This window comes from Arthrobacter sp. Y3224198 (assembly GCF_059090025.1).
This window is the reverse complement of sequence record NZ_JBNHFG010000027.1, coordinates 1-20851: the sequence shown is the minus strand read 5'-3', so window position 1 is coordinate 20851 and position 20851 is coordinate 1. Positions and strand designations below refer to the sequence as shown.

Below are 20851 nucleotides of genomic sequence, written 5' to 3'. Positions count from 1 at the left end.
CGGCAGGGTAATACTGGAAAGATGAGTGCAACCACCGCCGCGTCCCTGCTCCGCTCCCGGCATGCCGCCGGCCCCCAGCCCTGGCAGCGGACCGCCGCGGGCGCCAACCTGCTGGGCCCGGACGGAAACCTGGGCCTGACCATTTTCGAGGAGATCACCGCTCTGGCCGGCCGGCACAACGCCATCAACCTGGGCCAGGGCTTCCCCGACGAGGACGGCCCGGCGGAAATGCTCGACGCCGCCCGCGCCGCGATTGCCGAGGGATTCAACCAGTACGCCCCGGGCCAGGGGCTGCCCGTGCTGCGGGAAGCCGTTGCCGCGCACCAGGAACGTTTTTACGCACTGTCCGTCAATCCGGCGACGGAGGTGATCGTCAGCACCGGAGCCACCGAGGCCATCGCGTCGGCACTGCTGGCGCTCACCGGGCCGGGAGACGAAGTGCTGACCTTTGAGCCCTTCTACGACTCCTACGGCGCCATGATCGGGCTCAGCGGCGCCACCCACACCACCGTTGCCCTGCAGGCCCCCGATTTCCTGCCCGACGACGCCGCGCTGGCGGCCGCGTTCAGCGAACGCACCCGGGTGGTCCTGGTGAACAACCCGCACAATCCCACCGGCACGGTCTTCCCGCGCCGTGTGCTGCAGCAGATTGTGGATCTGGCCACCCGGTTCAACGCCGTGATCGTCACCGACGAGGTCTACGAGCACCTCACCTTCGGTCCGGCGCACATCCCGGTGGCCACCCTGCCCGGGGCGGCGGAACGGACGCTGACCATTTCCTCCGCCGGGAAGACGTTCTCCGTGACCGGATGGAAGGTCGGCTGGCTTACCGGGCCGGCGCCGTTGGTCTCCGCGGTCCGGACGGTCAAAACGTTCCTGAGCTACACCTCCGGCACCCCGTTCCAGTCCGCCGTCGCCGTCGGCCTGGGCGTGCCGGATGAGTATTTCACCGGCGCGGCTGCCACGCTCCAGGCCAAGCGCGACCTGCTCAGCTCCGGACTGCGTGCGGCCGGGATGGAGGTCCTGCCCTCCGCCGGCACGTACTTTGTCACGGCGGACACCTCGGCGCTGGGCATCACGGATGCGACGGCCCTGGCACGGCGGCTTCCGGAATTGATCGGAGTGGCTGCCATTCCGGTGGCCGTGTTCTGCCATGACGAGGGGGCCAGGCGCACCCGGTCCCTGCTCCGCTTCGCGTTCTGCAAGAAAACCGGTGTGCTCGAAGACGCAGCCGAACGCCTCTCCCGCCTGGGCGGTGCCCTGTGAACCCCTCCCGGCTGCTGCGGGGCATCGGTGCCCATGCCGCCATCACCGAAGACGGCTTCACGCCCGGCGCCTATGTGCTGAGCATCGGCGGGGCCGAACAGTCCCATGTGGACCTGGCCCGGCCGGAAGAGATTTTCTATGAATACCTGCGCCGGATGGGGAACGTCCTGGACCTCGCCGCTCCGCCCGGCGCTCCCCTGCGCGCCCTGCACCTGGGGGCCGGCGCCCTGACCCTCACGCGGTATCTGCAGGCCACCCGGCCCGGCTCGGAGCAGGCCGCCGTCGAGCTGGAACGGGAACTGCTGGACTTTGTCCTGGCACATCTGCCGCTGCCCGCCGGCACCAGGCTGCAGACCGTCATCGGCGACGCCCGCGAGTCGCTGGACCGCTTCACCGGACAGCAGTTCGATGCCATTGTGCTGGATATCTTCGCCGGGGCGGACGCGCCGGCACACCTGACCACATCGGACTTCTATGCTGAACTGGCGGAGCTGCTCTCCCCTGCCGGGGTGCTGCTGGTCAATGTGGGAGACGATCCCCCGCTGGCATTCGCGCGGCGGCAGATCCGGGAACTGCAGGCCGGGATGCGGTCCGGGCTGCAGCGGTCCGGACAGGACCCGTCCGGCGGCGGCACCGGCGCGGTGGCCGCCCTGGGGCAGCAGGACATGTTCACCGGCCGCTACCCGGGCAATATCGTGCTGGCGGCCGTGCCCTTTGCCTGGCCCCTGGAGTGGACACAGGAGCTGCTGGCGGCAGGACCGCATCCGGCGGCGGTACTCACCGGCGAAGAGCTGGATGTCTTCGCCTCCGGGCACTGAGTCCGGGGGCTACTCCCCCGGGTCTTCCCCCGTCGAGTCCCCTGCAGGCTCGGCGAACCACAGGGTGGTCTCGCCGTACTTCTTCTCACTGAACCGTTCCAGCCCGACCGGCCACTCCGGCTCCGGCGAGCGGGTGGAGCGTTCCAGGACGACGACGGCGCCCTCGGCCAGGTGGCCGGCCAGCGGCGTCAGCACGGCTGAGAGTTCGGTTTCCGTCACGGCATAGGGCGGGTCGATGAACACGACGTCCCACCGTACGTCGTCGGGCACGCGCAGCAGGTAGGTTTCGGCCTTGGCCCGGTGGACATTCACGCAGGGCCGGCCCAGGATCCTGTTGACCAGGTCGGCGTTGCGCCGGCAGGCGGCTGCTGCCTTGTCGGCCAGCTCCACCAGGTCCACCGTCCGGGCGCCGCGGCTGGCGCCCTCCACTCCCAGTGCCCCGGAACCGGCGAACAGGTCCAGCACCCTGGCGTCCTGCAGGATCCCGTAGGACTCCAGCCGGGAGAAAAGTGCTTCCTTCACCCGGTCCGTGGTGGGTCGGGTTCCGTCTCCGGGAACGGAGGTCAGGGTGGATCCGCCGGCGGTTCCGGCAATAATGCGGCTCATGGTTTTACCTTATCCGGCGCCGGGCGGCGGGCAGGAACCGCCGGCGCCTAGCCGCGTTCGAGGAACGCTTCGGCCTCGGGATTGAGGTATTCCCCGATGGCACGGTCCAGGGCCGGGTAGCCGGCCAGTTCCGCGTCCTCGGCCACCAGGGCCACGGCGTCGGCCCGGGCCTTTTCAATGAGCTTCTCGTCCTGCACCGCCCGCAGCAGCTTCAGGGTGGAGCGGCCGCCGGATTGGCTGGCACCGAGGATGTCCCCCTCCCGGCGCAGCTCCAGGTCCTTGCGGGAGAGCTCGAAGCCGTCGGTGGTGGCTGCCACGGCCTCCAGCCGTTCCCGGCTGGGATGTCCCGGTTCCAGCCGGGTGACCAGCAGGCAGGTGCCTGGCAGCCCGCCGCGGCCCACCCGGCCCCGCAGCTGGTGCAGCTGGGAGATGCCGAAGCGGTCTGCATCCATGATCACCATCAGCGAGGCGTTGGGCACATCTACGCCCACCTCGATCACGGTGGTGGAGACCAGCACGTCGATCTCCCCGCGGTTGAAGGCCGTCATGGTCTCGTGCTTGTCCGCCGGATCCAGCCGTCCGTGCAGCGGTGCCACTGTTTTTCCCGCGAGTGCCGGAACGGTGGCGAGGTATTCGGTCAGTTCGGTAACCGAGGTCAGGTCCTGGCCCGGTCCCGGGTCACGGCCCGCAGTGTCAGGGTCGAACAGTGCGACGTCGCTGCCGGGTTCGTCTTCCCTGGCGCCGATCTTCGGGCAGACCACGTAAACCTGCCGGCCGGCGTCGATCTCCTCCCGGGCGCGTGCCCAGATCCGGTGCTCCCACTGCGGCTTTTCCGCCAGCGGGGCGAGGAAGGTCGAAATCGGCGCCCGTCCGGCGGGCAGTTCGGTGAGGGTGGAGACCTCGAGGTCACCGAACACCGTCATGGCCACGGTCCGCGGGATGGGTGTTGCCGTCATCACCAGCAGGTGCGGGGTGCTGTGTCCCTTGGTGCGCAGCACGTCGCGCTGCTCGACACCGAACCGGTGCTGTTCGTCCACCACCACCAGGCCGAGGTCGGCGAAGGACACGTTCTCCGAGAGCAGGGCGTGGGTGCCGACGACGATCCCGGCGACACCGCTCGCGGCGTCCAGCAGGGCGGAACGGCGGGCGGCGGTATTCATGGAACCGGTGAGCAGGGTGACCCGGGTCCCCTCGGGGTCGCCGTCGAGCTGCCCGCCGCGGCCCAGCGGGCCAAGCATAGCGCTGATGGACTCGTAGTGCTGGGAGGCCAGGACCTCGGTGGGGGCCAGCAGCGCGGCCTGGCCGCCGGCGTCGATCACCTGCAGCATGGCCCGCAGCGCCACCAGGGTCTTGCCCGAGCCCACCTCGCCCTGCAGCAGCCGGTTCATGGGGTGGTCCCCGCCGAGTTCACGGGAAAGTTCGCGGCCGATCTCCGCCTGCCCGTTGGTCAAGGTAAACGGCAGGGACGCGTCAAAGCGGTCCAGCAGCCCTCCGGCGACGGACGGCCGGGCGGTGGCCTCTTCTTCCGCGGTCAATGCACGGCGGCGGGCCAGTGCGGTCTGCAGCACCAGCGCCTCCTGGTAGCGGAAGCGGTGGCGGGCCTTGTAGGCCTCTTCCAGGGTGGCGGGGCGGTGGATCAGGCGATATGCCTGCGCCAGATCGGGGAAGTGTTCCCGGCTGCGGATGGACTCCGGTACGAGGTCCCGGAGCCGCTCTGTTTCCAGCGTGTCCAGCAGCATGGCCACGGACTTGGCAATCTGCGGGCTGGCGAGTTTTGCCGTGGCCGGGTACACGGGAATGGGGCGTTTGAGCTCTTCCTCGTCCACTGTGTCTTCGTCCAGCAGGACATAGCTGGGGTTGGTCAGCTGCAGCTGGCCCTTGTAGGCGCCCACCTTGCCGGAGAACATCGCCCGGGTGCCCACGGCGAGCTCCTTGGCTGCGTTGAATCCGTTGAAAAAGGTCAGGTGCAGCTGCCCGAGGCTGCCGTCGGTGTCGTCGGTGACCACCACCTCCACGATCATTCCCTTGCGGGCCCGCATCTGCCGCCGGTTGTTGCTCTGTACCCGGGCGATCAGGGTGACGTCCTCGTCGAAGGGTATTTCCGCAATGGGCGTGAGTTCACCGCGTTCGAGGTAGCGCCGCGGAAAGTGGTGCAGCAGGTCCCCGACCGTCTTGAGGCCAAGCTGCTTGTCCAGCTTGGTGGCGGACGGCTTGCCGATGCGCCGGTCGAGCGGGAAATCCAGTTCTTCGGGGAGCCTAGCGTCCATGCGCCTCGGAGGTGTCCCCGCCTTCGGCGGCAACTTCCCTGGTCTCGTGTCCGTCGGCGGAGAGCTCCGTGATGGTCAGGTTCATGGGTTCACCCACGGTGCGCAGCAGGTCGATGGCGGAACCGGCGTCGGGCGTGTGCACGTGGACCCGCCAGCGGTAGCCGTCCCCCACCGGGCTGACGGCGCTCATGATGACCGAATCGCCGATTTCATCCAATTGCAGGCGCAACGTGGCTGCGTCCAGCGGGCTCAGGTTGATGGTGCACATGACCTCAACACCCTCCATGCGGGGCATGTGGGAGTGGATGTGCGGATCCTGGACGTCGTAGCCGTGCAGCCCGTCCAGCAGTTCCCCCTGCAGCTCCTCCCCCAGCGCCGCGGCCCGCAGCGCATCCAGGACCAGCAGGAAGCCGACGCCGCCGGCGTCGACCACGCGGGCCTCGGTCAGGGCATCGAGCTGGTTTTCGGTCTGGATCACGGCGGTCAGGGCGGCGTCCATCATGGCCCGCAGCGTCAGCGCCAGTCCCGCGTTACTGTCATCGCCGGTGACGGCTGCTTCACTGTCAGAGGCTGCGTGTGCAGCGGCTTCGAGCACCGAGAGCATGGTGCCGGGCACCGGGTCACTGAGTACGGACCAGGAACGAAGCTGCGCCCGCTGCAGTGCCGCCCCGAGCAGGGGCGCGGACAGCCGGACCGCCCCGGCGAGGGGTTCGGCCATGGAGGTCAGGAAAACCGAGAACAGGGTGCCGGAGTTTCCGCGTGCGGATTCCATGGCGGCCCGGCCGGCAATGCCCAGCAGCTCGCCGATGTCTGCAGTGTCCTCTTCGGCGGCAGCTTTGGCGGCGGCGCGCAGGGTCAGGTACAGGTTGGTGCCGGTGTCGCCGTCGGCCACCGGAAAGATGTTGATCGCGTTAAGGCGGTCGCTGTGGTTGCCAAGGGACACCTCTGCGTTGCTCAACCATCGCTTCAGCGCTTGCGCGTTGGCGGTGATCTTAGTCTGCAAAGTAGTCCCGTTCCTGCCTGTGCCACTCATGTGGGCCGTCCCGTCCGGTTCCCGCCGTCATTGCCGCTCACCGTTATGTCATTAGGAAGCCTACCGCAGGGCACCGACAGAACCGATAACGATTTACCTGTTGCCGGTTCCCCCGGCGCCCGGATATCCGGCGAGATTATCCATGTCCAGGGCTTCGCCTATCTCCGAGATGGCGGCATAATCCGGCAGCACAATGGACTGCCCGTCCGCAGAGGTTCCCACCCCTTCGTTGGGCAGGGTAAACATATGGACGTCCGCCGACCGGACATTGCGCAGGCTGAAGGCCAGTGCCCCTGTCGTGCGGGCGTCCAGTCCCTCATCGACGCTGAGGTAGGGCGCAACCCTGCCCACGATGTCGCTGATCCGCACCGGATTGGTCAGTGTTTCCCGGGTGAGCACACCGCTGATGACGCCGCTGAGGAACGCCTGCTGGTTCCTGACGCGCTGGTAGTCACCGTCGGTGAAGGCATAGCGTTCCCGGACATACTTCAGCGCCGAGCTGCCCTGCACGGTAATGGGTCCTGCGGCGAAGTACTCACCGTCGGCGCCCTCGGACTGGAAAGCGGTTTCATTGTTGAGCGTGACCCCGCCCAGGGCCTCCGTCAGGCCCTGGAAGCCGTCGAAGTCGATGATGACAACGTGGTCAACGGGAATGTCAAAAAGGTTCTGCACGGTCTCCACCGTCAGGGACACCCCGCCCAGGGCCATGGCAGCGTTGATCTTGTGTTCGCCGTGGCCCGGGATGTCCACCCACGTGTCCCGCATGATGGACATCACGTAGACGCCGCTGCGGTCGCCGGGGATGTTCACCAGCATCATCGTGTCCGACCGGGCGTCGCCGGAGGCCGGGTCACGGCTGTCGCTGCCGATCAGCAGGATGTTCTGCGAGTCCTTGGCCTCCGCATTCTTTTGCGGACCGCCGGCCGGAAGGGCACCGGCAATGGTCTGCTTTCCCGAGTCGTAGGTCCGGGCCAGATGCCAGAGGTAACCCGCCGACACCAGCGCCGCAACCAGGACCACGCTGAACATCACGGCCATGGTGATGCGTACGGGATGCTTCTTCCGGGGCTGCGAAGGCAGCAGGTACTCATCGCTCACATTCTGTCCTCTGCTGGTCGGGCTCGCAGTCTATCGAGGGGCAGCAGCGGATCCGATTCCTGTCAGCCGCGGCGCGCCGGATACGCTTGTGTCATGAAGTTCTACGGTATATCGGCGGCTGTCCTGCTTGTGGCAGTTGCCGCTACAGGCTGCACCCCGGTGGCAGATGTCGATGCAGCCCCGGATGCTGCCAACCCCGACTGCGCTGCGGTCATGGTGGCCCTGCCGGGCGAGATGGCCGGCTACCAGCTGCGGGACACCACCAGCCAGGCGACGGCAGCCTGGGGCGATCCCTCCAGGGCGATCCTGCGCTGCGGTGTCCCCGTGCCCGGACCCACCACGGATCCGTGCGCCGAGGTCAACGGCATCGATTGGGTGCTGCGGGAGGGCGACGAAACGTGGACTGCCACCACCTACGGCCGGGAGCCGGCCGTGGAAGTGATCTTTAACCCCAATGAGGTTGCCTCCTCCACCGTCCTGGTCCAGCTGGAGAACGCCGTCTCCAAGATCGAACAGACCGCGCAGTGCCTCAGCCCTGCCGACACCCTGGAGCTGGAGGGCTCCCCCTCCTAGCGGAGCCCGGTGGGCCGCTGCAGGGCCAGGGAGATCAGTTCGTCGATCAGCTCGGTGTACGGCAGGCCGGACTTGGCCCACATCTGCGGGTACATGCTCACGGGCGTGAAGCCGGGCATGGTGTTGATCTCGTTGATGACCAGCCGTCCGTCCGTGGTGTAGAAGAAGTCGACCCGGGACAAGCCCTCTCCTCCGACCGCTTCAAAGGCGGCGCCGGCCAGGTCCCGCACCTGGGCGGAGATGTCCGCCGGCAGGTCCGCCGGGCAGCTCAGCTCTACCGCGGCGCCGTCCACGTACTTGGCCTCGAAGTCGTACCACTCGTGTCCGCCGTCACGCACTGCGATTTCGCCGGGCTGGCTGGTGCGCGGGTCCTCCGTGCCGCGCCCCTGCAGGACGGCAACCTCGATTTCACGGCCCACGATTCCGGCTTCCACCACTACCTTCGGATCGTGCAGCCGTGCCGCGTCAATGGCCGCCGGCAGCATGGCGGGGTCGGTGACGCGCGTGATGCCCATGGAGGACCCGGCCCGGGCGGGCTTGACGAACAGCGGGAAGTCCAGGGTGCAGGCACGCTCCAGGCAGGCCTGCGGGTCGCGCTGCCACTGCCGGTCGGTGATGACCTGGTAGGGGCCCACCTCCAGGCCTGCGGCTTCGAAGACCACCTTCATGTAGTGCTTGTCCATCCCGACGGCCGAGGCAAGCACACCGGCGCCCACGTAGCGGACGTCGGCCATCTCCAGCAGGCCCTGCAGGGTGCCGTCCTCGCCGAAGGGCCCGTGCAGCAGCGGAAGCACCACGTCGATGGGGCCCAGGCTGCGGGGCAGGCTGCCCGGGGCGTGGGCCACCAGTTCGCGGCTGCCGTCCTGCGTGGACAGCACCACCGATTCGTCCGAAGCGGGTACCTCCGGCAGCGTGCTGGAGCGCAGGGACCAGGAGGCGGGATCGGCGGAAACCAGGCTCCACTGGCCGTTCTTGGCGATGCCGATGGGAACAATGTCGTACTTGTCGGTATCGATGGCCTGCAGCACGCCGGCGGCGGTTACGCAGCTGACGGCATGTTCGCTGGAGCGTCCGCCGAAGAGGACGGCGACGCGCGGACGCACGGAGGAGCCGTCAACGGTAGCGGCGGGCAGGGGTTCAACAGTCACGGGGCGGACACACCTTCGGATTTCAGTTCACGGGCCAGCAGCCGCGGGCCCAGTTCATCCACAGTAATTACGCCCTGCAGTACGGCGACGACGTTTTCGGTGATGGGCATGTACACACCCAGCTGGGTGGCGCGGTCCAGGACCGCCTGCGCGGACTTGATGCCCTCGGCGGTCTGCGTCATGGCGGCATTGACCTCCGCCAGACCGAGGCCCCGGGCCAGCAGGGTGCCGGCCGTGTGGTTGCGGGACAGCGGGGAGGAACAGGTGGCAATGAGGTCTCCCATGCCCGCCAGTCCTGCCATGGTTTCGGCATTGCCGCCCAGCGCCAGGGCCAGGCGGGTGGTCTCCGCCAGTCCCCGGGTCATAACCGAGGCCTTGGTGTTGTCACCCATGTTCTTGCCGTCGCAGATACCCACTGCCAGGGCGATGACGTTCTTGACGATGCCGCCGATTTCCGTGCCCACCACGTCGGCGTTGGTGTACGGGCGGAAATACGGCGCCGTGCAGGCCTCCGCAATCCATCCTGCGGTGTCCAGGTCAGTGCAGGCCACCACGGAGGCGGTGGGTTCCTGACGGGCAATTTCCATCGCCAGGTTCGGTCCCGACACCACGGCAATGCGTTCCGGCGGCAGGCCGAGTTCCTCGGCGATCACCTGGCTCATCCGCGCGTCGGTGCCGCGTTCCAGGCCCTTCATCAGGGACACGACGACGGCGCCGGCCGGCATCAGCGGTGCAACGTCCTTCAACTGTGCGCGCAGCGACTGTGCCGGAACCGCCAGCACCACCAGTTCGGCGTCCGCCAGCACTTCGGCGAGGCTGGTGGAAGCGCGCAGGTTCTCCGGCAGGACGGTGTCCTTGAGGTACTGAGTGTTGCGGTGCCGGGCGTTGATGTCCTGGGCCACTTCCGCCCGCCGGGCCCAGAGACGGACCTCGGTGCCGCGCTCCGCGCCGGAGTCGGCGGCAATCTTGGCGAAGGCAGTGCCCCAGCTTCCGGCACCCAGCACGGCAACGACGGCGGGGTGGTTATTTCGGGTGGTCACTGTCCGGTCTCCGGTTCTGTCTTGTCTGATTCAAAGGACCGTCCCACTTGTTTCTGGCCCTTGGCAACGGGATCCCACCGTTCCGCCGGCGGCTGGGCGCCGCGCAGCTTGGCCACCATGTCGGTGAGTTCGGACATGATCCGGTCCGTGGCGTCGTCGAGCACTGCCTTGGTCACCGGTTTCCCGGCCAGGTCGGAGAGGTCCACGGGCGTGCCCGCCACCAGGCGCACCCGCTTGCGGGGAAACAGCGAGGGCCGCTTGGCGTAGCGGGGCAAAAGCTCCTGCGCTCCCCAGTGGGCCACCGGCACAACGGGCATCCCGGTCTGCAGCGCCAGCCGGGCCGCCCCGGTCCGGCCCTTCATCGGCCAGAGGTCCGGGTCGCGGGTGAGTGTTCCCTCGGGGTAGATCACCAGTGCCCGTCCGGCGGCCAGGGCCTCGCGGGCGGCATCGAGGGACCCGGCAGCACCTGTGGTGATGCGTTCCACCGGGACCTGGTTGGTGGCCTTCAGTGCCGGACCCAGGACGGGCACCTTGAACAGCGAGGCCTTGGCCAGGAAGTGCGGCGGGTACCCCTGGTTGTAGAGGAAATGTCCCACGACAACGGGATCGACTTCGGTCACGTGGTTCGGGCAGACGATAAACCCGGAGTCCTTGGGCAGGTTCTCAGCCCCCTGCCAGTCCTTTTTCAGGAACACATTAAAGACGGGGCGGAGGGTTCCGGCCAGGAAGGCAAACGCAACCCGTGACCTTGTCGATTCCTTCATGGCGTCAGGCTACCGGAGTCCGGCGGAGACGCCGGACGTGACATCAAAGTCGGCTCCGAGTCCTTCCAGCTTGCCTTGGAAGTGCTCGTACCCGCGGTTGATCAGTTCGATGCCGGTCACCCGGGAGGTGCCTTCGGCGGCCAGGGCCGCGATCAGGTGGCTGAAGCCGCCGCGCAGGTCCGGGATGTCGATTTCGGCGCCGCGCAGCTGGACGGACCCGGCAATGACGGCCGAGTGCAGGAAGTTGCGCTGTCCGAAACGGCACGGGACGCTGCCCAGGCATTCGCGGTGAACCTGGATGTTGGCGCCCATGCGGACCAGGGCATCGGTGAATCCGAACCGGTTCTCATACACGGTCTCGTGCACGATCGACACGCCTTCGGCCTGGGTCAGGGCAACCACCAGGGGCTGCTGCCAGTCCGTCATGAACCCGGGGTGCACGTCGGTTTCCAGCACCAGTGGGTTCAGTGCGCCGCCGGGGTGGTAGAAGCGGATGCCGCCGTCGTCGATGTCGAACGCCCCGCCGATCTTGCGGTAGGTGTTCAGGAACGCGGTGAGGTCCTTCTGGTCCGCGCCCTCGACATAGATGTCGCCCTTGGTGACGAGGGCCGCGGAAGCCCAGGATGCGGCTTCGTTGCGGTCCGGAAGGGCGCGGTGGTTGTAGCCGGTCAGTTCAGCCACGCCCTCGATGCGGATCACGCGGTCCGTCTGCACGGAGATGATCGCGCCCATCTTCTGCAGGATGGCGATCAGGTCCATGATTTCGGGTTCAACGGCTGCGCCGCGCAGCTCGGTGATGCCGACGGCCTTGACGGCGGTCAGTAGCACCTGCTCGGTGGCACCCACGCTGGGGTACGGCAGCTCCAGCTTGGCGCCGGTCAGGCCGCGCGGTGCGGAAATGGAAATGCCGCCGGGACGCTTTTCCACTACGGCACCGAAGTTGCGCAGCATCTGCAGATGGTAGTCGATCGGCCGGTCGCCGATCTTGCAGCCGCCCAGGTCGGGAATGAAGGCTTCGCCGAGGCTGTGCATCAGCGGTCCGCACAGCAGGATCGGAATACGGGAGTCGCCGGCGTGGGCGTCAATGTCCTTCGACGCCGCCGTCTTCGCGTTCTTCGGGTCCATGGTGAGGTCCCCGGTGACGGGGTCCTTGGTGACCTCCACGCCGTGCAGCTTCAACAGTGAGGTGACCACCTCAACGTCCTTGATTTCGGGGACGTTGCGCAGCAGGGACGGGCCGTTGCCAAGCAGGGCCGCAACCATCGCTTTGGGGACCAGATTCTTCGCCCCGCGGACCGGTACCTTCCCGGAGAGAGGAACACCGCCTCGGATGGTGAGGACGCTACCCATGAACACCTGATTTCTTAACTAGATGGGCCCCAAAAGCAATAAGAGACTGCAACCAAGCATAGGAGGAAGCGCCTGCTTACTGAAATAAGCCGCCCGCCGCCGGAGGCAAACCGGGGGTATTCCGGGCCTGCCTGTCCTGCGGAAAAGCGGATAAGCCCCGCCTGGGCGGGGCCTACCAATAATACCGGCAGAACCGGGCAGCCACGAATCGCGCCGCGGCATAGGCGGCGCCCGCTACCGGGCGGGAAGCGTGGTGGGTTTGTAGGAGGGGCGCAGGGATTCGAAGGCAGTGATTTCCGACTCATGCCGCAGGGTCAGGGCAATGTCGTCCAGCCCCTCGAGCAGGCGCCAGCGGGTGTATTCGTCGATTTCAAACCCGGCGCTGACGCTGCCGCAGACCACGGTGCGCGCCTGCAGGTCAACGGTGACGGCAGTCCCGGGCGCATCTTCGAGCACCTTCCAGATCAGCTCAATGTCGTCCTGGGCGACCTGGGCGGCGACCAGGCCCTGCTTGCCGGAGTTGCCGCGGAAAATGTCGGCGAAGCGGGAGGAGAGCACGGCGCGGAAGCCGTAGTCCTTCAAGGCCCAGACCGCGTGTTCACGTGAGGATCCGGTACCGAAGTCCGGCCCGGCGACCAGCACTGAGCCGCGGTTGTACGGTTCCCGGTTCAGGATGAAGTCCTCGTTCTTCCGCCAACCGGCAAAGAGCGCGTCTTCGAAGCCGGTCCGGGTGATCCGCTTGAGGTAGACGGCGGGGATGATCTGGTCCGTGTCCACGTTGCTCTGGCGCAGCGGAACGCCGATGCCGGTGTGGGTGGTGATTTTTTCCATGGGGTTTCTCCTAGGCTGCGGCGGCGTCGACGGCGGCACCCGGCAGCGGGTCCAGGTCCGAGGGTGAGCTGAGGGTTCCGCGCACTGCAGTGGCCGCAGCGACCACCGGGGAAACCAGGTGGGTGCGTCCGCCCTTGCCCTGCCGTCCCTCGAAGTTGCGGTTGGAGGTGGAGGCGCAGCGCTCCCCCGGTTCCAGTTGGTCCGGGTTCATGCCCAGGCACATGGAGCAGCCGGCAAAACGCCATTCCGCCCCGAAGTCCTTGAAGACCCGGTCCAGGCCTTCGGCTTCGGCTTCCAGCCGCACCCTGGCGGAGCCGGGCACCACCATCATCCGTACCGCGGGGTCCTTCTCGCGGCCGCGGATGATGTCCGCGGCGATCCTCAGGTCCTCAATGCGGCTGTTGGTGCAGGAACCGAGGAAGACGGTGTCCACCCGGATCTCCTTCATGCGCGTTCCCGGGGCCAGGTCCATGTAGGCCAGCGCCCGTTCCGCTGCCGCACGTGCGTTTTCGTCGTCGAAGTCCGCCGGAGCGGGCACCGCGTCCGAAAGAGAGACGCCCTGTCCGGGGTTGGTACCCCAGGTGACGAACGGTTCGAGCGTGTCAGCGTCGAGGAAGACCTCGGCGTCGAACTGCGCATCCTCGTCCGTTGCCAGCGACTTCCAATGCTCGACGGCGGCGTCCCAGTCCCTGCCCTGCGGTGCGTGCGCGCGGCCCTTGAGGTAGGCGAACGTGGTTTCATCCGGGGCAACCATGCCGGCACGGGCACCTGCCTCGATGGACATGTTGCAGATGGTCATCCGCGCTTCCATGGACAGCGAGCGGATGGCGGAGCCCCGGTATTCAAGCACGTAGCCCTGTCCCCCGCCGGTACCGATCTTGGCAATGACGGCCAGGATGATGTCCTTGGAAGTCACCCCGGGCCGCAGGGTGCCTTCAACGTTGATGGCCATGGTCTTGAAGGGTTTCAGGGACAGCGTCTGTGTGGCCATCACATGCTCCACCTCAGAGGTGCCGATGCCCATGGCCAGCGCCCCGAAGGCTCCGTGGGTGGAGGTGTGCGAATCACCGCAGACCACCGTCAGGCCGGGCTGGGTCAGGCCCAGCTGCGGGCCCACCACGTGGACAATGCCCTGCTCGGCGTCGCCGAGCGGGTGCAGCCGGACACCGAACTCCGCGCAGTTGGCACGCAGGGTTTCAATCTGCGTGCGGCTTACCGGATCGGCAATCGGCTTGTCGATGGCAAGGGTGGGCGTGTTGTGGTCCTCGGTGGCAATGGTCAGGTCCGGGCGGCGCAGGCCCCGCCCCGCCAGCCGCAGCCCCTCGAAGGCCTGCGGCGAGGTCACCTCGTGGACGAGGTGGAGATCGATGTAGAGAAGGTCGGGAGCACCGTCTTCGCCTTTGCGTACAACGTGCTCGTCCCAGACTTTCTGTGCGAGCGTCCTGCCCGCAACATGCTCTCCCATACCCTTTACCCCTCAGTACCCGCTCAGTTGAGCCCTGACATAAACCCTGATGGATCTAATGCTGATGCTTAAGGGAACCAGCACGCCGCGGCAATGCGCCAGCTTTTCGATTTGCATCTCAGATAGTGAGACGGCAGTATCAATGCATGGACACAGCGAGCGGCGTAGGCGTCATCGACAAAGCGGCAATGGTGCTGGACGCCCTCGAGGCCGGACCCACCACATTGGCGCAGCTGGTTTCGGCAACGGGCCTGGCCCGGCCCACCGTCCACCGGCTGGCCCTGGCACTGGTGCACCACCGCCTGGTAGGCCGGGACATCCAGGGCCGGTTTGTCCTGGGCGGCCGCCTGGTGGAGCTGGCCTCCGCCGCAGGCGAGGACCGGCTCATTGCCTCCGCCGGGCCCGTGCTCCTGCATCTGCGCGACGCCACCGGGGAAAGCTCCCAAGTGTTCCGGCGGCAGGGCGAGTGGCGGGTCTGTGTCGCTTCGGCAGAGCGCCCGGTCGGACTCCGCGATACCATCCCCGTGGGAACCCAGCTGTCCATGAAAGCCGGTTCCGCGGCGCAGTGCCTGCTGGCGTGGGAAGACCACGACCGGCTCCTGGAAGGCCTGCACAATGCCCGATTCACCCCCACCGTCCTGGCCGGCGTCCGGCGGCGCGGCTGGGCGCAGAGCCTGGGCGAAAGGGAACCCGGTGTCGCCTCGGTGTCCGCACCGGTGCGCGGACCCTCCGGCCGCGTGATTGCCGCCGTGTCCATTTCCGGGCCGATCGAACGCCTCACCCGCCAGCCCGGACGCATCCATGCCGAAGTAGTCTCCAAGGCTGCCGCCCAGCTCACCGAGGCACTGCGCAAAAACGGGGAGTAAGCCTGTATTTGTGAGCCTCCGATGCCAGGGAGGGTCCCATGATACGGCTGCGTCACCACCATCGGGTTCGGCGACGTTGTTGCGGTGACAGCGGCGGGCCGGCTGGTCACCGTGGCCGTTTCGCTTTACGGGATCCTGGTGGTCGCGCTGCTCACCGGGATAGTGGTGGGGTTCTACAACGATCTGCTGAAGGTCTGTGCGCGCAGCGCCCTGGATGATTTCATCAACGAGCTGGAACACCTGCCGGACCTGTCGCGGGAGCAGCTGCTGGAGCTGGCCGAACGGGTCCGGAACCGGCGTATCCTGCCGGGATCCTGACCGCCGCTATCCGGCGAAGTGGTCCCATCCGGTCACGGGCGGAACCGAGCCGCCGAAGGTGACACCTGCGCCGTCGTTCACTTCGCCGATCCGGACAAAGCCCTGGGGCAGGACGGCGTCCGGCGGGAAGGCAGCCAGCAGGCCGTGGTCCTCTCCCCCGCCCAGCACCCAGTCCAGCGGATCCGCGCCGAGGCGCACGGCGGCCGGAGCCAGCAGTTCCGCGCGGGAGGACAGATACGCCGCATCCAGGTCAATCCCCACGCCCGAGGCCCGGGCGATCCGGCCCGCGTCCCGTACCAGCCCGTCCGAGACATCCAGCATTGCCGTGGCACCGGCCCGTGCTGCCTCCGGGCCGGCTCCAACGCGGGGCGGCCGCGGCCGGCACTGGGCCATTGCCAGCGCAGCCAACAGATGGTCCTCAGATGTCCCGGGGTCGGTCATATCGGCGTCGCTCTCCAGCACGGCAAGGCCGCCTGCTGCCAGCCCCAGCGACCCGGTGTGGGCCAGGACGTCGCCGGGGCGGGCCCCGGAGCGCAGGACGGGCTCCCTGCCCTCCAGATCCCCCGTCACCGCTGCCGTGACCACTATCTGGCTTCCCCGGCCCAGGTCGCCGCCGGCTACGGAACAGCGTTCGAACGCCAGGGCGTCAATGCCGGCGGCCAGCCCGGAGGCCAGGTCCTCCACCCAGGCGACGTCCGTAGTGCCGGGGAGCGTGAGGCTGACCACCAGAGATGTGGGCACGGCCCCCATCGCCCGGATATCCGAAACGTTCTGCGCCACGCATTTCCAGCCGACGTCGAAGCCGGTGGTGCGGTACCCGGAGGGCCAGAGCAGCCGGAAATCGGCGTCCTGGACAAGGGTGTCAATGGAGATGGCCGACCGTCCGTCGGGAGCAGCAATGACTGCGGCGTCGTCGCCGGGGCCCAGCAGTGCCCTGTCCGGCCCCAGCCGGGGAAAGATCCGGGCCAGGAGCGCCTTTTCGTCGAGCTGGTCCACGGTCAGGGCCTCGTTGGGCATGTTCCTCTGCTTTCCCGTAGTGGGGCTTTGAAATTACCATCCAGCCGCTGCCGGCCGGTTAACGCAAAACCGGCCCCGGACAAGATGTCCGGAGCCGGTTGCTCGTGACCCCAGCGGGATTCGAACCCGCGTTATCGCCGTGAGAGGGCGACGTACTAGGCCGCTATACGATGGGGCCGTGTACAAGTGCTCATAGAAAACCACTGAGTGGTCTTAGGCACTTCCGTTACCGGTTTCGAAGAACCGGCCTGAAGAGTATTTCATACTCTTCCACTGGAGACCAATCGGGCAAATGCCCCGGATTGGTTACCGCTGGGATACCAGGACTCGAACCTAGAATGACGGTACCAGAAACCGTTGTGTTGCCAATTACACCATATCCCACTGTGCTGCAGGCGACGCGTTTGGCGGGTTTCCCTGCCGCGTTCCTTTGGGCTTCAACCCCTCAGCACGAGTTATTACTATACACGGGTTTCGGAGCAAGTACAAAACGGGCTCCTCCCGCCCCTCGTTCCGCGCGTCAGAGCAGATCCATTAGCTCCCCCAGGGAGCCTATGGTGAGTACTTCCGCCGGTACGGAAACATCCTCCCCGCGGACCGGAGAGGGGTTGTCCTTCCGGTCCAGCCACACGCCCCGGAGCCCGGCTTCCCCGGCGCCGATTGCATCAACACGGAGGTTGTCCCCCACATAGGCCGTGCGCTCGGGAACGCTGCCCAGGAGCCGGACGCCCTCGTGGAAGATGGCCGGCTCGGGTTTGGCTGCTCCTACTGTGTCGATGCCCACCAGGACCCGGATCCGGTCCAATCCGGCGGCGTCCAGCTTGGCCCGCTGGTAGTCGTGCACATTGTTGCTGACCGCACCGTAGGCGATGCCGCGCTCCTCCAGGATGTCCAGCAGGGGGACGACGTCGTCAAACGCCCGAAAGTGCAGCGGCAGGGCCTTTTCATACGCATCGTTCCAGGCCCGGGCGGCGTCGCTGTCCAGCGGCGCCAGCCCCGCCCGCTCCCGGGCGTACTGCAGGCGCAGCACCCGCTGGTCGGCAAAACCCAGGTGCCCGGCAAGGTAAGCGTCATAGTGCCCCTGCGGGTCGGCGGCGAACAGGGATGTGTAGGACTCCCAGTCCGCCGCCGTGAAATGCGCCAGGTCCCCGGCGCCTACCGCCTCCAGGGTGGTGCCCATGGCTGCCTGCAGGTCCACCAGCGTCTCGTCGATATCGAACAGCACCGCATCGATGGACCCGCGCATGGGAGGCGTTCGCCTAGGCCGCGTCGCGGAAGGTGCGGATACGCGCCAGTGAGGAGTCCCGGCCGAGGATAACCATGGACTCGAACAGCGGCGGGGAGATCCGGCGTCCGGAGACGGCGGTGCGGACCGGACCGAACGCGAGGCGGGGCTTGATGCCCATGTCCTCCACCAGTGCCTGCCGCAGGGCGGCCTGGATATTTTCCGCGGTCCACTCCTGCACCGGTTCCAGTGCGGCCAGCGCCGCGTCGAGCACCTCGGCCAGGTTGGCCGGCAGGCCCTTGCGTGCATCATCGGCAACGTCCACAGCGTCGTCGGCCTTGAACAGGAAGCCCACCATGTCGGGGGCCTCGCCGAGCAGCGTGATCCGTTCCTGGACCAACGGGGCGGCTTCGGTCAGGATCTGCTCTTCACGGGCAGTAAGGGTCTCACCCACGAGTCCTGCCTGCTGCAGGTACGGCACCAGGCGGTTGCGGAAGTCGGCGGGTTCGAGCATGCGCACGTGGGAACCGTTGATGGCTTCGGCCTTCTTCAGGTCGAAGCGTGCCGGGTTCGCCAGCACGTCGTGGATGTCGAAGTTCTCCACCAGCTGGTCCACGCTGAAGATGTCTTCATCGGCGGAGAGCGACCATCCCAGGAGGGACAGGTAGTTCAGCAGGCCCTCCGGGATGAAGCCGCGCTCCCGGTGCAGGAAGAGGCTGGATTCCGGGTCGCGCTTTGACAGCTTCTTGTTGCCGGCGCCCATTACGTAGGGCAGGTGGCCGAACAGCGGCATGTACTTGGCCACTCCGACGTCGATCAGCGCGCGGTACAGCGCCACCTGCCGAGGTGTGGAGGACAGCAGGTCCTCGCCGCGCAGCACGTGGGTGATTCCCATGAGTGCGTCATCCACCGGGTTGACCAGCGTGTAAAGCGGTGCGCCGTTGGCGCGGACCACTACGAAGTCGGGAACGGTGCCGGCCTTGAAGGTGATCTCGCCGCGGACCAGGTCGGTGAAGGTGATGTCTTCGTCCGGCATCCGCACGCGCAGCACCGGCTCGCGGCCTTCGGCGCGGAAAGCTTCGATCTGCTCGGGGGTCAGGTCCCGGTCATAGTTGTCATAACCAAGCTTGATGTCCCGGCCGGCGGCACGGTGGCGGGCTTCGATTTCTTCCGGAGTGGAATAGGACTCATACACGTAGCCGGCGTCGCGGAGCTTGGCGATGACGTCCTGGTAGATGTCACCGCGCTGGGACTGCCGGTACGGTTCGTGCGGACCGCCCACTTCCACGCCTTCGTCCCAGGTGATACCCAGCCACTTGAGGGCATCGAGCAGCTGCAGGTAGCTTTCCTCGCTGTCCCGGGCCGTATCGGTGTCCTCAATGCGGAACACCATGGTGCCCTTGGTGTGCTTGGCATACGCCCAGTTGAACAGGGCGGTCCGGATCAGGCCGACGTGCGGGGTGCCGGTGGGTGAAGGGCAGAACCGCACGCGCACGGGCGTGTCATCGGTAACGGTGGGCAGGTCAGCTAAGGGAGTGGGCGCATTAGTCATGATGTTTTCAGTTTAGTCTCTTCCATGCGTCCGCGGCCTCACCGCGCGTAGGCCAGCAGCCACAGGAACACTCCTCCCCCGGCAACTGCACCGGAAGCCGCTGCCGGCAGGCACCGGACCGACCCGGCCTGGCGCAGCCGGCGGACCAATACCGCAGCCTGTGCTGCGACCAGCACCGCTGCGACAGCCCAGCCACCGGCTCCGGGCATCAAGAGTGGAGCCGTGACCCCAAGGATGACCAGGCCGGCTCCCAGGGTCAGGTCCAGCCAGGACCACGAGGTGAAGGAGTTCGCCAGCATCAGCACGAGGGCGGCAGCTAGGAGGGCGAAGGCAGCGGCGGACAGCGCCCGCGGACCGGCGAGCCAGAGGATGGCCCATTGGACCATGCCTGCCATTGCTGCGGCCCCCAGCACCACGGAGGGCAACGACGACGGCGGCAGCCGGCGCAGGTCACCCCGGCCCTGCAGGAATCCCACCAGGACGGGCGGGAAGATCCCCAGCAGCACCACCGCCCCGATGCTCCACGGGAGCGCCGAGGCGGCGGGAAAGCTCAGGAACGGGGCCGCGGCCACGACGGCGGACCAGATGGCGGCGGGCAGGACCGGAGACCGGAGACCGTTCCGGGGACCCTGTCCCGCCGCTTCCGGAATCATCAGCTGCGGACGGTATTAACCAGCCGGCCGATGCCCTCAATGTCCACTTCGAAGCGCTGGCCGTCGCTGATGATGCCTACTCCTGCCGGGGTGCCGGTGAGGATGACGTCGCCGGGCAGCAGCGTGAAGGCCTGGGAAACGTAGGACACCAGTTCCTTGACGCCCCAGATCATCGAGCCGGTGTTGCCGTCCTGCACCAGGTCGCCGTCGAGGTAGCCGCGGACGGCGGTATTCTCGGGGTCCAGTTCGGTTTCGATCCACGGGCCCAGGGGGCAGGAGGTGTCGAAGCCCTTGGCCCGGGCCCACTGGTCGTCGGTGCGCTGGGCGTCCCGCGCTGTGAGGTCGTTGGCGCAGGTGTAGCCAAAGATGACTTCGTCCACGCGTTCAATCGGGACGTCCTTGCAGATACGGCCGATCACGACGGCGAGTTCGGCCTCGTAGGAGACCTCGTCCGAGAAGGACGGGAGCACCACGGGATCATTCGGGCCGATGACCGATGTGTTCGGCTTGAGGAACATCAGCGGTGCCGGCGGCACGTCGTTGCCCATTTCGCTGGCGTGGTCCGCATAGTTGCGGCCGATGCCCACCACCTTGCTTCGCGGGATGATCGGGGCGAGCAGGCGCACGTCTTCCAGTTTGTGCCGCTCCCCCGTCAGCTGGACGCCCGAAAAGAACGGGTCACCCTTAATGACGGCGATTTCTTCGCTGCCTTCTTCTCCGCCGACCACGCCGAAGGCGGGGTCGCTGTCCTGTACAAATCGAGCAATACGCATGCCTCTAAGCCTAGTGGAGAAACGCTTCCAGCCGGCAGACGATACCTGGAGGGAGGCGGCCCGGCATTCCATAAACCCCCGGCAGTGCGGCTTAAACGGGTGAGGGCCCCGCAACCATGCGGGGCCCTCAACCATCAAAAAATTGTCCGGCGGTGACCTACTCTCCCACACCCTCCCGGATGCAGTAC

The 20851-nt window shown here is 67.1% G+C and carries 20 protein-coding genes and 2 tRNA genes; 5 read left to right on the top strand and 17 right to left on the bottom strand.

All coding sequences use genetic code 11. The annotated features are described in order from the left end of the window. Positions 1–21 precede the first annotated feature (21 nt). Together AC5RUF_RS13075 and AC5RUF_RS13070 are read left to right on the top strand one after the other, a co-directional pair. Positions 22–1266 (top strand): aminotransferase class I/II-fold pyridoxal phosphate-dependent enzyme, encoded by a 1245-nt coding sequence (locus tag AC5RUF_RS13075; protein WP_494130855.1) that lies wholly within the window; start codon positions 22–24, stop codon positions 1264–1266. After that, a complete protein-coding gene (locus AC5RUF_RS13070) occupies positions 1263–2084 on the top strand; it encodes a spermidine synthase (protein WP_494130854.1) in 822 nt (273 codons plus the stop codon). Before AC5RUF_RS13075 ends, AC5RUF_RS13070 begins: the two co-directional genes overlap by 4 nt. Before the next feature lie 9 nt (positions 2085–2093). On the opposite strand, the gene rsmD is transcribed toward AC5RUF_RS13070, so the two are convergent. The 4 genes from rsmD to AC5RUF_RS13050 form a co-directional block, all read right to left on the bottom strand. Then, the gene (rsmD, locus tag AC5RUF_RS13065) at positions 2094–2690 is read right to left on the bottom strand and encodes a 16S rRNA (guanine(966)-N(2))-methyltransferase RsmD (protein WP_494130853.1); all 597 of its coding nucleotides are present in this window, start codon (positions 2688–2690) and stop codon (positions 2094–2096) included. A 47-nt stretch (positions 2691–2737) separates the two neighbouring features. Beyond that, entirely contained in the window at positions 2738–4957 is a 2220-nt protein-coding gene (locus AC5RUF_RS13060) for an ATP-dependent DNA helicase RecG (RefSeq protein WP_494130852.1), read from the bottom strand. Then, a complete protein-coding gene (locus AC5RUF_RS13055; protein ID WP_493996477.1) occupies positions 4947–5927 on the bottom strand; it encodes a DAK2 domain-containing protein in 981 nt (326 codons plus the stop codon). Before AC5RUF_RS13055 ends, AC5RUF_RS13060 begins: the two co-directional genes overlap by 11 nt. Before the next feature lie 156 nt (positions 5928–6083). Further along, a complete protein-coding gene (locus AC5RUF_RS13050) occupies positions 6084–7088 on the bottom strand; it encodes an LCP family protein (protein WP_494130851.1) in 1005 nt (334 codons plus the stop codon). A 93-nt stretch (positions 7089–7181) separates the two neighbouring features. Here AC5RUF_RS13050 and AC5RUF_RS13045 point away from each other — a divergent pair, with 93 nt between their 5' ends. Continuing rightward, positions 7182–7661, top strand: coding sequence for a DUF3515 domain-containing protein (locus AC5RUF_RS13045; protein WP_494130850.1), 480 nt, complete (start codon positions 7182–7184; stop codon positions 7659–7661). On the opposite strand, the gene AC5RUF_RS13040 is transcribed toward AC5RUF_RS13045, so the two are convergent. The 6 genes from AC5RUF_RS13040 to leuC form a co-directional block, all read right to left on the bottom strand. Further along, on the bottom strand, positions 7658–8794 hold the full coding sequence (locus AC5RUF_RS13040) for a D-alanine--D-alanine ligase family protein (RefSeq protein ID WP_494130866.1): 1137 nt from the start codon (positions 8792–8794) through the stop codon (positions 7658–7660). The genes AC5RUF_RS13045 and AC5RUF_RS13040 overlap by 4 nt on opposite strands. A gap of 11 nt (positions 8795–8805) precedes the next feature. Then, positions 8806–9849, bottom strand: a complete 1044-nt coding sequence (locus AC5RUF_RS13035; protein ID WP_493996471.1) for an NAD(P)H-dependent glycerol-3-phosphate dehydrogenase — start codon at positions 9847–9849, stop codon at positions 8806–8808. After that, the gene (locus tag AC5RUF_RS13030; RefSeq protein WP_493996472.1) at positions 9846–10613 is read right to left on the bottom strand and encodes a lysophospholipid acyltransferase family protein; all 768 of its coding nucleotides are present in this window, start codon (positions 10611–10613) and stop codon (positions 9846–9848) included. Before AC5RUF_RS13030 ends, AC5RUF_RS13035 begins: the two co-directional genes overlap by 4 nt. Before the next feature lie 9 nt (positions 10614–10622). Then, positions 10623–11963, bottom strand: a complete 1341-nt coding sequence (murA, locus tag AC5RUF_RS13025; protein WP_493996473.1) for a UDP-N-acetylglucosamine 1-carboxyvinyltransferase — start codon at positions 11961–11963, stop codon at positions 10623–10625. Between the two features lie 234 nt (positions 11964–12197). Beyond that, positions 12198–12794, bottom strand: a complete 597-nt coding sequence (gene leuD / locus AC5RUF_RS13020) for a 3-isopropylmalate dehydratase small subunit (protein ID WP_493996474.1) — start codon at positions 12792–12794, stop codon at positions 12198–12200. 10 nt (positions 12795–12804) lie between these two features. After that, on the bottom strand, positions 12805–14259 hold the full coding sequence (gene leuC / locus AC5RUF_RS13015; protein ID WP_494130849.1) for a 3-isopropylmalate dehydratase large subunit: 1455 nt from the start codon (positions 14257–14259) through the stop codon (positions 12805–12807). Positions 14260–14405: 146 nt separating this feature from the next. Between leuC and AC5RUF_RS13010 the strand changes: the two genes are divergently transcribed. Beyond that, positions 14406–15125 carry an IclR family transcriptional regulator gene (locus tag AC5RUF_RS13010; RefSeq protein ID WP_494130848.1) on the top strand — a complete coding sequence of 240 codons (720 nt, stop codon included), beginning with the start codon at positions 14406–14408 and terminating at the stop codon, positions 15123–15125. Positions 15126–15185: 60 nt separating this feature from the next. After that, entirely contained in the window at positions 15186–15443 is a 258-nt protein-coding gene (locus AC5RUF_RS13005; RefSeq protein WP_494130865.1) for an ion channel, read from the top strand. A 6-nt stretch (positions 15444–15449) separates the two neighbouring features. Here the strand turns inward: AC5RUF_RS13005 and thiL are convergent, their stop codons facing one another. From thiL to AC5RUF_RS12970, 7 genes are all read right to left on the bottom strand, one after another. Beyond that, positions 15450–16460, bottom strand: a complete 1011-nt coding sequence (thiL, locus tag AC5RUF_RS13000; RefSeq protein WP_494130847.1) for a thiamine-phosphate kinase — start codon at positions 16458–16460, stop codon at positions 15450–15452. 105 nt (positions 16461–16565) lie between these two features. Then, positions 16566–16638: transfer RNA gene (locus AC5RUF_RS12995), tRNA-Glu, on the bottom strand. A gap of 134 nt (positions 16639–16772) precedes the next feature. Continuing rightward, positions 16773–16844, bottom strand: a tRNA-Gln gene (locus AC5RUF_RS12990). Positions 16845–16980: 136 nt separating this feature from the next. Continuing rightward, on the bottom strand, positions 16981–17706 hold the full coding sequence (locus AC5RUF_RS12985) for an HAD family hydrolase (RefSeq protein ID WP_494130846.1): 726 nt from the start codon (positions 17704–17706) through the stop codon (positions 16981–16983). A 13-nt stretch (positions 17707–17719) separates the two neighbouring features. Then, a complete protein-coding gene (gene gltX / locus AC5RUF_RS12980; protein WP_494130845.1) occupies positions 17720–19237 on the bottom strand; it encodes a glutamate--tRNA ligase in 1518 nt (505 codons plus the stop codon). Positions 19238–19275: 38 nt separating this feature from the next. After that, positions 19276–19890, bottom strand: a complete 615-nt coding sequence (locus AC5RUF_RS12975) for a hypothetical protein (RefSeq protein WP_493997508.1) — start codon at positions 19888–19890, stop codon at positions 19276–19278. Beyond that, positions 19890–20663 carry a fumarylacetoacetate hydrolase family protein gene (locus tag AC5RUF_RS12970; RefSeq protein ID WP_493997507.1) on the bottom strand — a complete coding sequence of 258 codons (774 nt, stop codon included), beginning with the start codon at positions 20661–20663 and terminating at the stop codon, positions 19890–19892. The genes AC5RUF_RS12975 and AC5RUF_RS12970 overlap by 1 nt, the downstream gene beginning before the upstream one ends. Positions 20664–20851 lie beyond the last annotated feature (188 nt).